Here is a 13,183-nt window from a genome sequence, read left to right on the forward strand (position 1 = left end):
CCCTTAAAAAATTGTTAAGAGCGTTACTTATCACTTCACAGGCAGAAACAAGCCGCATATATTCAGAAACCGCCCAATTTGCAGATTGAAAAAGGTTATTCCACGCTTGGCCTGAAGTGAGGTACTGCTTCAAGGAGTTTCTGAGTATAAGAATGCACTGGAGAATTTAAGACCTGAGAGGCTGGTCCTGTTTCCACAATTTCACCCGACTTCATCACCACAATCTCGTCCGATAAATATTGGACAACACCAAAGTTATGCGTGATAAACAGATAAGAAAGTCCACGCTCTTTCTGGATATCATTCAAAAGATTCAAAATCTGTGCTTGAACGGAAACGTCTAAGGCAGACGTAGGTTCATCACAAATCAATAACTCCGGTTCCACGACAAGGGCCCTGGCTATCGCAAGACGCTGTCTCTGTCCTCCTGAGAACTCATGCGGATAACGATAAAGAGAGTCGGTCCTTAAACCGCATTTCTTCAGCATCTCGGCAATTCGATCTAAGTTTTCACTGAGGGAGTGCTCCGGATGAAGACTTTCCAGCCCTTCTAAGAGCACTTCTTGAACTCTCATTCGAGGATTCAAACTCGAGAAAGGATCCTGGAAAACAATCTGCATTTTTTTACGCAGTGTTTTCAGTCCCTTTTCATTGACAGCACCGAGATCGACTCCCTCTAACCTAGCCTCACCGGAAATGAATGCTTGTCCTCTCAGAAGCTGCAGCACACCTCTGGCCACGGTCGTCTTACCGCTGCCGCTTTCCCCGACCAGGGCAGTGGTCAGTCCTTTCTTCACAGCGAAATTTACGTCTTTAACAGCCTTGAAATAAGACTTCTTTTTAAAGATAGAACCTCTATTCGGAAACCAAACGTTGTAGTTTTGAAGCCCAAGTACCGTCGGCCTTTCCTCCGGTCTTGTTTCTACCGCAGAAGCCGGTAAAGGCAGTACAACTTTTTCCTCAATAGGGAATAAGCAGCGAACTCGATGACCGGCTAAATCATGCAATTTAACCGTTTGTATTTTGCATTCTTCCCTTGCCTCAGCACACCGCTCTGCAAAACGGCAGCCTTTAAAGTCAGTGGTGAGAGGCGGAACTACCCCGGGAATAGCATCAAGCCGTTCAGTTTTGCGCTTGCCGTCCGGAAGAGCACGCAGCAAAGTCCTTGCATATGGATGGAAAGGTCTTTTAAAGAAACTTTTGGCATCTGCTTCTTCAACCATTTCTCCGGCATACATCAGGCCGACTTTATCGGCAACCTGCGCCACCACGGCTAAATCATGAGAAATTAAGAGGATACCGATTCCTTCCGAATCTCTAATTTCTTTTAAGAGATTCAAGATCTGTGCCTGAATGGTCACATCCAAGGCGGTTGTGGGTTCGTCAGCAATTAAGAATCCCGGCTCGGCCGCTAAGGCAAGAGCAATCATCACTCTTTGCTTCTGACCTCCGCTGATTTCATGCGGGAACATATCTATTCTTTTTTCCGGCTCCGAAATTCCGACTTTGTTCAGCCAATCTAACACTTTGTTTTTAGCACTTTGCCCACGCAAAGAAGTGTGAAGATAAATCGTTTCAAGAATTTGATCTCCGATTGTCATGACAGGGTTCAACGAGAGCCCGGGCTCTTGAAAAATTAGGCTGATCTTGCTTGCACGAATACGTCTCATCATGGATTCGGGCAACCCCATAATTTCAGTCCCGTCAACGGTCACAACACCGGATGACACGAGGCCTGTCTCCGGCAACAAACGCAAAAGAGAGAGCGCTGTCATTGACTTTCCGCAGCCGGATTCTCCCACGAGAGCGTAGATTTCTCTCGGAGCTATAGTTAGAGTTAAGTCATCAACGGCTTTGATTGTTCCTTCTTGAGTTTCAATCTCGGTGACGATATTTTTGACTTCCAGCATTACTTGTCTCTCTTTCTTTTCAAAGCCAAACGCGGGTCAAAGGCATCTCTCACCACTGACGCAAATAAATTGGCTGATAAAACCAGCGTCAGCATAAAAGTAAACGAAGCTGCCAAGTTCCACCAAACTACCGGACTGCGGGAGAGCTCAAGTCTTCCTGCATTGATCATCGAACCAAAACTATGAGTCGTCGGATCCACACCGACTCCCACGTAAGAAAGCACGGCTTCATAAAGAACAATTCCCGAAAAATCCAACACGGCTACGATAAGAACAATATGAATTAAATTGGGAAGTATATGGCGTCTCATGATTGTCCAATGACTGACACCGAAAGTTTTAGCCGCTTGAATATAATCCAACTGAGAAATTCGTAGAGTCTCGGCTCTCAGCAGTCTCGCTAGTGTTGCCCAACCGGTAATTCCTATAATCAAAGAAAGCATGAACAGCCTTAGGTCAGCCCTCTCCAATCCGGTTTCATATAAGTCCGGATGGCCGTCGATAAAGACTTGTATCATCAAAACCGCCGCAGCGATCAATAAGACACTCGGAATAGAAGACAAAGTCGTGTAGATGTACTGAATCAAGTCATCCACCCAGCCTTTAAAGTATCCAGCGCAGATTCCGAAAATAATGGCAAACGGTAACGTCGTTAAAGTCGCTAATGAACCGATAACAAGAGCTGTTCTCAAAGACTTTAAAACTTGGTAAAGAATGTCGTTTCCTGTCTGATCCGTGCCTAGCACGTGGTAAACCGGCCAAAGAAATGCGACTAAGCAAATCAGAATAATGAACACCGTCAATGGAAGCAGAACATATTCATACGGAATCGCATCTCTGCGCTTAAAGAATCGGGAGAACTCTTGACCTAAGGTCACGGACTTTCTTATTGCCGCAACCTTGGCGACCAAAAGCCACAACAGAATACTCAGAGCACTTCCGGCACTGAATCCCAAAAAGACTCTCCTACCTATATCAAAGGCTTTAGATTCTCCTTGAGCTAAATGAGCCCCTCCTGCGGCTAAGGGCTCGTAATCACGTACGGGTTTGTCGTTTTCTATGCGTGAGATTTTTTCAAACGTCTTCGTGGCAAAGGGTTCGGAATACGTTTTTTCCTCTGCCGAAGCCGCTTTCCCTAAACTTTTATCCAAAAGAGAGCTTGTTTTCACATCGTAAACAACCTGCTCCCCGTTTGTATCGATTGCGCTTCGGAAGTGAATGGAGTCAATGATAGCTACAGTCAGAAAAACAGTAAGAATCGTACAAGTGCACAAAGCCGCGGGAGAATGGAACACATGGCTCCACCTCATTTTCAGTTCGTCAGAGCGACGAACGTGAAAAATATAAAAGACCAAAGCCGCCACAAGGCAGAAAAGAACGCAGTCAGTTGCCAGAAATACAGGTTTAAACATCATTTCAATCTAATCCTCGGATCGGCAATGGTGTAGGCAACATCCGTCAAAATCAAACCAATCACGTAGAGCACCGTACCAACGAACACCATGGTTCTGACAATGGCGAAGTCCTGAGCATTGATCGCATCGATAGTAAAACTTCCAAGGCCCGGAATGCCAAAAAAGCTTTCCATAATCAAAGAACCGAGAAACAGCATGGGCAAAACAGCGACCGTTGAAGTAATAATCGGCAAGCTGGCATTTCTAAGGACATGCCTGAAGAGAACAGCAGTTTCCGAAAGACCTTTCGAGCGAGCAGTACGAACATAGTCCTTGTTAATTTCTTCTAAAAACATGGAACGGTACAGCAGCGCATCACCACCGATGCGGGAGAATACTCCAATCGCAATCGGAAGAATCAGAAAAGTAATCATGGCCGTTCCGGTTTCAAATCCCGAAATAGGAAAGAGTTTAAAAACTTTAGAAAACAGCCACTGCCCGAAAATGATGTAAAAGAGCGAGGAAATAGACATCATCACGACCGCCAAAATGACTCCTCCGTATTCGAGTTTAGTCCTGCGAAAGAACACCAAACCCAAAGAAAAAGTCACAATAACGATCACTCCGAGCAAAAATGTCGGCAATGCAAGAGCAAGCGAAGGCCACGCTCTTTCCTTAATTTCATAGGCAATATCTCGGCCCGCATCCGAAGATCCTAAATCCCCGACCATCAGCCTTGCGCTATGAGTCCAAAAAATAGTATCTGTCGCTTTTTCCGTTCCTTGAGCCTTGGAATTCCAAATCAAAGGCTTATCGTAGCCGTGAGCTTCTTTCCAATTCTGAATGGCTTCGGCCGTCACTCGCTTACCGCCGATATTCAGTCGAGCCATATCATCGGGCGTATTGACCGCAAAGAACAATAAGAAGGTCAAGAGGTTGACACCCAGCAGAATCAGAAAGCCGTATCCTATTCTTCTTAAAAGATACCTCAGCATTACGCTTTCTCCTTTCTTGCTGTCATCGCTTCTCGTTTCTTATGAAGCAAGTACATCGGCACAATGATGAGAGACAAAAGCACAACAATTCCAAACAGCGGCCAGTAAATAGGTTTGTTCCACTCTTTGATTTTTTCAATTCTAAGTTCCGGATTTATTCTCAAGTACTGAATATGATTACGGACAATTTGAGTCGGCTTCCCGTTATAGACCCATTGATGAAATGCCGCTGCACTCGTCGGAAAATAGCCGAAGGTCCATGGAGCATCTTTCTGCGCAATAGCAATTAATTGCTCAATAGCTTTGGCTTTTTCCGGTCCGTCGCTCATATAACGCATTTTCTCGAAGATGCGGTCGTATTCGGCGTTTTGATAGTTAGAGGCATTCTCCCCGGATCCTCCGGTCTTAGACTTGGCGTTAGGTCCGTAAAGCAGGAAAAGAAAATGCTCTGCATCCGGATAGTCTGCTAACCAGCCCCATAAAAAGAGCTGGTGACTGCCGTTGATCACTTTATCTTGGAAACGGTTATAGTCCGTTGCTCTAATATCAAGCTGAATGCCGAGTTTAGCGAATTGTTTTTGATACCAGTCGAGAACGGCTTTTGTCCCCGGAGAGGCGGCTGCCTGGAAGTCCAGACTCAGCACCAACGGTTTTCCCGTTTTCAGATTCCGGCCGTCAGGGTAACCGGCTTCCGCTAATAACGTCTTCGCCTCTTCCAAAGATTTACGTATAACGGTCCCGTCTTCAAGTTTGTTATACACATACGGATTGAAGCCCGCGGAACCCTCCGGATTATGACCAAATAGACCAGGCGGAAGCGGACCATGAGCCGGGGTTGCCAAGCCTTTCTCAAAAATCTGAATATATTCTTCCCAATCCATCGCAATCGCAATGGCCTGTCTGAGTTTTCTATTTTTTTCTTTTTGTTCTGGGGTTGCGCCCTCCCCTATAACGGGGTCAAGCCAGTTGAATCCAAAATAGGTGTTGTGAGCTTCAATAACTTTCGGAAACTGAAGTTTTTTATTTTTGTATTCTTCTTCCTTCTCTTTACTGTCGGCCATCCCGATTAAAAAACCTTGCCCATTGTCCAATCTCTCGATTTGCGGAGAGTCGTAATAGCCCTGTAAAAACTTTGTCCTAAGAGGCACACTTTCTTTTTCTGCGGAAATCTCGATGCGATCGATAAAAGGCAGCGGTTTGCCGCAATCTTCCAAGTAGCCTTTTTCCTTGTCGCCCGGCTCGCCCTCGCAAGGATACAGCTCAGTCTTTCTAAACAGAGGATTTCTCTGCATCACATGCCGTCTATTTTCAATTGATTCAACCAACTGATAGGGCCCCGTGCCCACAGGCCAGTAATTCAGAGAGAGGTTGTTTTTAGCCATTCCCCTTTGAGCATAGAACGCTTCCGCCTCCCAGGGGATTGGAGCAAAAAATGTCATCGCCAGCCAATTCGGGAACTGAGGATACTTTCCCTTGACTTCTATTCTGAGTAAGTGAGATTCAGGTGCAGATACCCCTTCCAGTTCAAATTTACGCAGATCCAGAAAAGGCAAGTCTCGCTGGCTCGCAGGAAGATTGGCTCTGAGCTGTTTATCGTATTCACGAACTTGCGCAGCCAATTTTTCCAATCCCGGCAAATGAGACACAATTGTTCCATAAATCGGGGAAATGATCCTAGGATTGGTCAGGCGCTTGATGGCATAGACATAATCTTCCGCGACTAACTCTCGGGTTCCTTTGTTCGGCAGATCCAGAGGATTACGTAGTTTTTTTGTGACTTCCTCGGATAAGTGATGATTTACATAATTGCCTTTTTCATCTTTTGCAAAAGCCGGATGAGGAGCAAACAAGATCCCTTTCTTGATAGGAATTTCGTAAATGCTCAAGGCGACTTTATCTGCCGGAGCATCCTCCGGAAGCACATTGCCCTCTTTATCCAAAAAAATCGGAGCCGGAACTGCAGCTGCCGTGCGGGGAATCAGCTGGTAGGGACGTTTCAAATAATGATATTGATAAAGCGGCTCATAAATACTGTAAGTAAACGGCGTCTCATCAGAAGAATAAGAACTGGTCGGATCCAAATGCTTCGGACTGCGGCCGGAGAACGGCGTAAACAACGTATTGGAACTTAATTCTTTAATGGAATGAACGGAATTTGGGATAGGACCGCAAGAACTCAGCATTAATACAGCTGCCAGACACCCGACAGCTGAGGTTAATAGTCTTTTTTGGTCCATCTTTTCCTTTGAATTAAGTCTTTGGTTAATATACTGCCTACTTTGAGGCTATCGATTTTATCAAGAACTCTTTGATTTTAATGAGTTGAATTAACTTCTGATACAGCTTCAAACAGGTTGTATCAAAGTGGCTCCGGATGATATTCCTTTCCATTATGACCACCCAGACTTAGCAAAAAATTACGAATCTCACTCTAAGATTTCTACAATTTAGGCTTCTAAATATGATTTCTAATAAACGCAATGAAATTAGTACAATTTGAGTGGCTGGTGCGCGTTTACTACGAAGACACGGATTGTGCCAGAGTGGTTTACTACGCTAATTATTTAAAATTTCTTGAAAGAGCCCGCACTGAGTGGCTCAGAAGCCTCGGTTGGAGCCAAGATCAGATGCTCAAAGAACTCCATTTGATCTTTGTGGTAGCCGGTGTAGAAATCAAATACAGAAAACCTGCAAGACTCGATGACCAGTTAACAATCAAGTGCCGCACACTCAATGTAGGGAAGGCCTCTATCGTTTTCGAACAAGAAATATGGCGCAAAGATGAATTATTAATCTCCGCACAGGTAAAATGCGGGTGTTTAGACTCAGATACTTATAGACCTAAGTTAATGCCTGAGGCGTTGGCAGAAAAATTTCATCAAAAATAGGATTTGGATAAAAAAGGATTGCAATGGAAGCTACTGCAGATTTATCAATTATCACGTTAATTACTCGTGCGAGTATTGTCGTCCAAATCGTTCTAGCAATTCTCGTCATTTTCTCTTTGGCGAGCTGGACTGTAATTTTTCAGAAATGGTTCCAAATTAGCAAAGCGAGAACTGAAGCAAAGAACTTTGACAAACGCTTCTGGGGCGGTGCTGATCTGAATCAGCTTTATGAAACTGCTTCTGACAACAGAAGTTCCATTGGGCCGATGGAAGGCATCTTCTATTCCGGCATGACGGAATTTCTCCGCTCCCGTTCCAGACCCGAGAGTGCTAACGGAAGCTTCACCCTTATCGACAGCATTGCCCGTGCAATGAGAGCCCGATTCCAAAGAGAGTTGGACGGCCTTGAATCCGGCCTCAGTCTTTTGGCTACCATCGGTTCCGTTTCTCCGTACATCGGTTTGTTCGGGACAGTATGGGGCATTATGGACGCCTTTACCGGCCTTGGAAACTTAGAGAGCGCCTCTCTTGCCGTTGTTGCCCCTGGTATTGCCGAAGCCTTGGTAGCTACTGCTATTGGTCTTTTTGCTGCTATTCCTGCTGTTATTGGATACAACAGATTTGCTTACTCCATTGATCGCTTATCCATCCAATACGAGAGCTTCATGCAAGAATTCCAAAACATTCTCAGCCGTCAAAACTAATAGGAGTCTGAGATGTCCAGAGGAAATAGCAGACGCCGTCTTTTAGCGGAAATGAATGTGGTTCCGTACATTGACGTGATGTTAGTGCTCGTGGTCATTTTGATGGTGGCTGCCCCATACGTTAATCCGTCAATCGTTGACCTCCCGAAGGTTCATAAAGCTGCAAAAACACCCGACACCATTGTCGAAGTCGTTGTCGCTCCTGACGGCAAACTTTCTATCAAAGATAAGAAAAACATTATGCCGGTTGACTTCCCGGCGCTTGTTGCAACTATTGAGTCTTTGCAGAAAGACGGAACTCAGGTCCCAGTTGTCATTGCCGCAGACAAGACAGTTGCCTACGAGAAAGTTATTGATGTTATGAGAGAGCTCCAAAAAGCCAACATCAACCGAATTGGACTTTCTCTAGAACTTGAGCCTGGTATACGTTAATGAGCACATCCTTACCAAACAAACCGAACGGATCTTCTGAAGGATATTGGGGCGTCTCGTTTATTTTGGCACTGATTGCCCATGGACTTCTCTTTTGTTTACTGTTTGTAGCCTTTCAGTGGAAATCGCAACCGATTGGGCCTGTGTACGCAGAGTTATGGTCACCCTCTGCAATGAATGCCGCAGAAACTCCTTCCGTTGAGGAAACGGCCGAACCGGAATCCCAGCCAGAGCCGGAACCTGCTCCCGAACCAGAGTCTCAAGCGGAACCGGAGCCACAGCCGGCTCCTGAACCAGAACCTCAGCCTGAACCCGTTCCGGAACCAGAACCTCCGGCAGAGCCGCCTGCGCCTGCAGTTCCTCCAATTGCCAGAACTGACTTGGATACCCAGGCTAACCTTCTTGAAGATCCCGAAATTGTTCAGGAGCGCCTAGACCGTGAAGTCAAGAAGCAAGAAGAGGAACGTCAGCGTATTCTCGAACGAGAAAGACAACTAGAAGAAGCTCGCCGCGCTGAGGAACAAAGAAAGATAGAAGAACAAAAACGGGCTGAAGAAAGACGACTTCAGGAAGAACAAAGAAAAATCGAGGAACAAAAGAGACTCGAGCAACAGAAGATTGAGGAAGAAAAGCGCCGTCAGCAGGAAAAGATCGAAGAAGAAAAGAGACTTGAAAAAGAACGTCAGCTCGCTGAGGAACGCCGTAAACAAGAACTTGCTAAGCAGCAGCAGGAACTCAAGCGTCAGGCACAAGAGCGTGAAAAACGCATTGCTGAAGAAAAAGCAAAACGCGAAGCTGAGCTTGCTGAGAAGAAACGTCAGCAAGAAGAACTCAGCCGTCAGCACGCAGAAGCTGAAGCTCAGCAGAAACGCAGAGCTGCCCTTCTTAACAGATTGTCAGGTCAATCGGGTTCTGCAATGGGCCAAGGAAGCGGCATGACTAGCTTCCAGAAGGCTCAGTATGAGAATCGCATCCGCAGCTGTATCCGTCCTCATATAACATTTAACCCTCCTGCTAGTGCAAGAAGAGGACAATACGTTGCTAAGTTTGAGGTCAGTCTTTTGAGAAACGGCAGACAAACCGGTCAGCCTAAGATGCTGCAGAGCAGTAAACTCGGAGCCTACGATAAAGCCGTTGAAAAAGCTATTCTCAGCTGCAATCCTTTCCCGAAACCAGCAGTGGGAGATATTCCGTCAACGATCATTCTCAACTTTGACCCTGTTGACGATACTTCAAACTGATACTAAAACTAATTAAAAGTTGAGGGTGACAATATGCCTACCGCAGCTGAACTGGAACTACAAAAGGTAGTGAAAGCTACCCATTCTGCAGAAGATTTATTGGCGGGAGACCATAATATTCTGGACCAATTTATGGTGATGTTTGAAGAAGGATTCTTCAAACCCATCATTTATTGGCAGCTTTTATCAGTAATCGTTCCAATCTTTATCGGCTGGCTGGTTTTCTACTGGCTGAGAAAAAAAACTCTAAATGCCTATGCGCAAAAACTTGCAATGGAGCATTTAGAAAAAAGCCAGAGGATTGAAGGAATTACGGATGAAGAAGGAGCAGCGGAAAAAGCTAAAACCAAAGAAGAACTCTTCTGGTTAGGCATTAAACGCGGCCTCTTTAGCCTTTTCATGAGCATCTGCTGGCCGTTAGTCAGCTTGTTTTTAATCTTCATCTGCACAGTAACGGCAAGGTTATTTAAGCTTCTGCCTCAGCAGCCGTTACCCATCGAATCCGTGGTTTGGCTGATCTTATGCGCGTTCGTTGTAATTCGAGTCTGCGTCTTTATCATTCATCACAGTTTCCGAGCCGGCCGAGCCGCCTCAAGCCTCGAAAGCTTTATTTCCTTCTCTTTATGGATCGGCGTAGCACTGCAAGTTGTAGGTGTTCTTCCAAAGTGCCGAGAGTGGCTTGAGTCAACCAAATTTGCTTTAGGATCTTCGGATGTTTCCCTTTGGTCCATGCTGCTGTCGTTCTTTACGATTGCGTTAGCCTTATTCATCGCGAAATGGCTCGGACAGTTAGCAGAAAAGTGGCTCAACTCCATGAACGGCCTTCATACGAACCTCAAAGTCGTTTTGATCCGAATCCTCAAGGTCGCTTTAATGTTCATTGCGATTTTGATTGGCTTGTCATCGGTAGGTATTGACGTCACGGTTCTCGGAGTATTCGGCGGTGCGGTTGGTGTGGGTCTTGGTTTCGGCTTACAGAAAATTACTTCAAACTACATCAGTGGCTTCATTATCCTTCTGGATCGAAGCGTAAAAATCGGTGACTTAGTGACCGTATCCGGCGTTGAAGGCATTGTTGCTGATATCAAAACCCGCTATACCGTAGTCCGAGCTTTTGACGGCAGCGTCACGATTATTCCGAATGAGTCGTTTGTTACGGGCAATGTGAAGAATACCTCTTACCTCTCCGGCCCCGGCCGTACAACGGTAGCAATCAGTGTCGACTATTCTTCCAATATCGACGACTGCATCAACACGATGAACGACATTGTCCGCAGCCAGCCGCGTGTTTTGATTAACCCTGCTCCCTACACCATTCTTACAAACTTCGGCAATGACGGAATAGATTTGACTTCATATTTCTGGGTAGCAGATCCGGAAAGGGGAACAGCCGTCTTACGCTCTAACATCAGCCGTGCAATTCTCAAAAAATTTAATGAAAAGGGGGTCAACATTCCCTTTCCTCAGCGAGATCTTAGGATTCTCCAAATGCCGGAAATTTCCTGCAAGTTTGAGACAGGCACGCCTGCTAAGGCAGCGCCTGAGCCGAAAGAAAGTTAAAACCTTGAGCCTCTTAGCGAGGCTCTTATTTTCCTTTGATATCTTAATAAATCGGCTTTGACACATCAGTCAAACCGGCAAGAAGCATGAGCATCAAGATTGATTTTTGCTCGCACAAATACACGTCTTTCGGATCAAACCACTCTGCCAGTGTATGAGTGCCGAATTCTCTGCCCCCGCGTCCCAATGTCACAGCAGGAATTCCTCGGGCAATCGACATATTGGTGTTAGTACATCCTCCGGGCTTAAAATTGGCTTCCAGCCCAACGGCCGCAGTAACTGCCTTCGTAGCTTGGATAATCAAGGCGTCGTCATCTTGATTTCCGGCAGGAACATCCAGAATTTTTTCATAGCTGACCTTAACCTCTTTCTCGTTACTGTATTTTGCATTTTCTTGTTCACAGGCCAAATGAAAGATTCGTACGAGCTCTTCGTTGAGCTTATTCAGTTCAACCTGACTGTTGGAGCGAGCATTGATTTTGAAGCTAGCCTGTTGGGCAATGCCATGAATGGCTTGTCCACCTTCAATTAAGCTCACTGTAATGGTCGTCTTCGGATCTTCCGGCAAGCAAAGATCGCTAATCATAGCTACCGCTCGAGCTGCAGCATGGATAGCACTTGGAGTTTTGAATGCTGTCCATGCATGTCCGCCCGGTCCAGAGAAAATAACATCCCAATCTACCATTCCGGTAGCGTTGGCGTAGAAATCAACAGCTGTAGGCCCATCGATTGAAACAGTCGCCACAATATGGTTCTTTTTAGAGAGATCTTCCAGAATCCATTTCATGCCGCACATTCCACCTAAACCTTCTTCGCGGACGGTTGCCCCGATAACGATATCGTAAAAAGGTTTGATTCCGGAATCAATAAGTGCTTTGGCGACGGCTAAGTTAGCAGCAATCGCCCGTGTATCGTCGCAAATACCAGGGCAATGGAGCTTTCCGTCTGCACCTTCAATAATTTCTTTGACATCTCCGAATGAGAAAACAGTATCCAGATGGCCTTCCAAGAGGACACAGTTCCCTTTTTTTCGCTGCCGCGAATCCACCCCCAAACATTATTATGTTCGTCAGACTCAACATCATTTAAACCGACAGATTTGAGCAATTCTTTATATCGTTTTGAACGTGTTTCTTCGTGGCCTGTCGGCGCTTCAATGAGCACAAGCTCTTTTTGAATTTCGATAGTTTCAGGTAAGTTAGTCTTAACCACATTCAAAGCGGTTTTGACTTGTGAGTTTTCAAGAACTTCTTTCAATGTTTGACAAATTTCACTCATTTGTTTTCTCTCGGGATGTTTTTGGGAAATAAATTAGAGTAAAGGCTAACAACCTAGCCATTGAGTGTCAATCATTTTTCACTAGTTCTAACCATAAGTTAGAGAAAAATATCCCGGCTTTCGATAAATCAAATCTAGAGACTTCCTTCTAAAATGGAATAACTGTCGCCTTTTCATTTAAGCTCAATTTTTTTAATCCTTAGGTCAAACAATGCAATACACCAAAACGTACGACTCACCTTTAGGAGAAATTCTTTTAGCAGCCGACGAACAAGGACTGACAGGCTTGTGGTTTGACAAAGAAAAATACTTTGCACGAAACCTTGATCCGGAGCACAAACGAGGAGATCCCCCGGCGCTAAAAGAAACCTGCCGCTGGTTAGATGTTTACTTTTCGGGAAGGGAGCCAACATTTACTCCACCTTTGCATATCATCGGCACGCCTTTCCAAAAAGAAGTTTGGCAGATCCTTCTCCAAATTCCTTATGGAGAAACCGTAACCTACGGTGATATTGCACACCAAATCGCATCCAACAGAGGGGTGGGAGAAATGTCAGCCCAAGCCGTGGGAGGTGCTGTTGGTCACAATGAAATTTCGATCATCATTCCTTGTCACCGTGTGGTCGGAGCCAACGGATCGTTAACAGGATATGCAGGTGGAGTTGATAAAAAGAATTTTCTTCTGAGATTAGAAGGAGCGGATATATCGAAATTTTCTATTCCGACAAAAGGAACAGCGATCAAATCCGAGTGGTAAAACGAAAAGAGGCTCCGGATTTTC

At 45.4% G+C, this 13,183-nt stretch carries 12 protein-coding genes; 6 read left to right on the plus strand and 6 right to left on the minus strand.

Annotated elements, in window-relative coordinates; all coding sequences use genetic code 11:
- Positions 1 to 95: 95 nt before the first annotated feature.
- The 4 genes from ADH67_RS07405 to ADH67_RS07420 are packed head-to-tail and all read right to left on the minus strand — an operon-like array spanning position 96 to position 6,536.
- Positions 96 to 1,910: an ABC transporter ATP-binding protein gene (locus tag ADH67_RS07405; protein WP_066595007.1), complete on the minus strand. Its 1,815-nt coding sequence runs from the start codon at positions 1,908 to 1,910 to the stop codon at positions 96 to 98.
- A complete protein-coding gene (locus tag ADH67_RS07410) occupies positions 1,910 to 3,325 on the minus strand; it encodes an ABC transporter permease (RefSeq protein ID WP_066595008.1) in 1,416 nt (471 codons plus the stop codon). Before ADH67_RS07410 ends, ADH67_RS07405 begins: the two co-directional genes overlap by 1 nt.
- The gene (locus tag ADH67_RS07415; RefSeq protein WP_066595009.1) at positions 3,322 to 4,299 is read right to left on the minus strand and encodes an ABC transporter permease; all 978 of its coding nucleotides are present in this window, start codon (positions 4,297 to 4,299) and stop codon (positions 3,322 to 3,324) included. The genes ADH67_RS07410 and ADH67_RS07415 overlap by 4 nt, the downstream gene beginning before the upstream one ends.
- Entirely contained in the window at positions 4,299 to 6,536 is a 2,238-nt protein-coding gene (locus tag ADH67_RS07420) for an ABC transporter substrate-binding protein (protein WP_066595010.1), read from the minus strand. Before ADH67_RS07420 ends, ADH67_RS07415 begins: the two co-directional genes overlap by 1 nt.
- Before the next feature lie 243 nt (positions 6,537 to 6,779).
- On the opposite strand from ADH67_RS07420, the gene ybgC reads away from it, so the two are divergent.
- Genes ybgC through ADH67_RS07445 form a run of 5 tightly spaced genes read left to right on the plus strand, consistent with a single transcriptional unit; the run spans position 6,780 to position 11,124 of the window.
- The gene (gene ybgC, locus ADH67_RS07425) at positions 6,780 to 7,187 is read left to right on the plus strand and encodes a tol-pal system-associated acyl-CoA thioesterase (RefSeq protein WP_066595012.1); all 408 of its coding nucleotides are present in this window, start codon (positions 6,780 to 6,782) and stop codon (positions 7,185 to 7,187) included.
- Between the two features lie 23 nt (positions 7,188 to 7,210).
- Positions 7,211 to 7,891 carry a protein TolQ gene (gene tolQ, locus ADH67_RS07430; protein ID WP_066595013.1) on the plus strand — a complete coding sequence of 227 codons (681 nt, stop codon included), beginning with the start codon at positions 7,211 to 7,213 and terminating at the stop codon, positions 7,889 to 7,891.
- Positions 7,892 to 7,903: 12 nt separating this feature from the next.
- Positions 7,904 to 8,323, plus strand: coding sequence for a biopolymer transporter ExbD (locus tag ADH67_RS07435; RefSeq protein WP_066595015.1), 420 nt, complete (start codon positions 7,904 to 7,906; stop codon positions 8,321 to 8,323).
- A complete protein-coding gene (gene tolA, locus ADH67_RS07440) occupies positions 8,323 to 9,564 on the plus strand; it encodes a cell envelope integrity protein TolA (protein WP_066595017.1) in 1,242 nt (413 codons plus the stop codon). Before ADH67_RS07435 ends, tolA begins: the two co-directional genes overlap by 1 nt.
- A 33-nt stretch (positions 9,565 to 9,597) precedes the next feature.
- Complete coding sequence (locus ADH67_RS07445; RefSeq protein ID WP_066595018.1) at positions 9,598 to 11,124, plus strand: mechanosensitive ion channel family protein; 1,527 nt, start codon at positions 9,598 to 9,600, stop codon at positions 11,122 to 11,124.
- 43 nt (positions 11,125 to 11,167) lie between these two features.
- Here the strand turns inward: ADH67_RS07445 and ADH67_RS07450 are convergent, their stop codons facing one another.
- Positions 11,168 to 12,121 (minus strand): M20/M25/M40 family metallo-hydrolase, encoded by a 954-nt coding sequence (locus tag ADH67_RS07450; protein ID WP_236578600.1) that lies wholly within the window; start codon positions 12,119 to 12,121, stop codon positions 11,168 to 11,170.
- Positions 12,010 to 12,402, minus strand: coding sequence for a hypothetical protein (locus tag ADH67_RS13475; protein ID WP_236578415.1), 393 nt, complete (start codon positions 12,400 to 12,402; stop codon positions 12,010 to 12,012). The genes ADH67_RS07450 and ADH67_RS13475 overlap by 112 nt, the downstream gene beginning before the upstream one ends.
- Before the next feature lie 211 nt (positions 12,403 to 12,613).
- On the opposite strand from ADH67_RS13475, the gene ADH67_RS07455 reads away from it, so the two are divergent.
- Positions 12,614 to 13,159, plus strand: a complete 546-nt coding sequence (locus ADH67_RS07455; protein ID WP_066595020.1) for a methylated-DNA--[protein]-cysteine S-methyltransferase — start codon at positions 12,614 to 12,616, stop codon at positions 13,157 to 13,159.
- Positions 13,160 to 13,183 lie beyond the last annotated feature (24 nt).

Origin of the sequence: Turicimonas muris (assembly GCF_002221595.1) — a bacterium.
GTDB lineage: Bacteria > Pseudomonadota > Gammaproteobacteria > Burkholderiales > Burkholderiaceae_F > Turicimonas > Turicimonas muris.

Bases quoted from the DNA above. Each gene is read 5' to 3' on its own strand.
- ADH67_RS07435 (WP_066595015.1), top strand. From the start codon at position 7,904: ATGTCCAGAGGAAATAGCAGACGCCGTCTTTTAGCGGAAATGAATGTG.
- ADH67_RS07455 (WP_066595020.1), top strand. From the start codon at position 12,614: ATGCAATACACCAAAACGTACGACTCACCTTTAGGAGAAATTCTTTTA.
- tolA (WP_066595017.1), top strand. From the start codon at position 8,323: ATGAGCACATCCTTACCAAACAAACCGAACGGATCTTCTGAAGGATAT.
- ADH67_RS07415 (WP_066595009.1), bottom strand. From the start codon at position 4,299: ATGCTGAGGTATCTTTTAAGAAGAATAGGATACGGCTTTCTGATTCTG.
- ybgC (WP_066595012.1), top strand. From the start codon at position 6,780: ATGAAATTAGTACAATTTGAGTGGCTGGTGCGCGTTTACTACGAAGAC.
- ADH67_RS07410 (WP_066595008.1), bottom strand. From the start codon at position 3,325: ATGATGTTTAAACCTGTATTTCTGGCAACTGACTGCGTTCTTTTCTGC.
- ADH67_RS07420 (WP_066595010.1), bottom strand. From the start codon at position 6,536: ATGGACCAAAAAAGACTATTAACCTCAGCTGTCGGGTGTCTGGCAGCT.
- tolQ (WP_066595013.1), top strand. From the start codon at position 7,211: ATGGAAGCTACTGCAGATTTATCAATTATCACGTTAATTACTCGTGCG.
- ADH67_RS13475 (WP_236578415.1), bottom strand. From the start codon at position 12,402: ATGAGTGAAATTTGTCAAACATTGAAAGAAGTTCTTGAAAACTCACAA.
- ADH67_RS07405 (WP_066595007.1), bottom strand. From the start codon at position 1,910: ATGCTGGAAGTCAAAAATATCGTCACCGAGATTGAAACTCAAGAAGGA.
- ADH67_RS07445 (WP_066595018.1), top strand. From the start codon at position 9,598: ATGCCTACCGCAGCTGAACTGGAACTACAAAAGGTAGTGAAAGCTACC.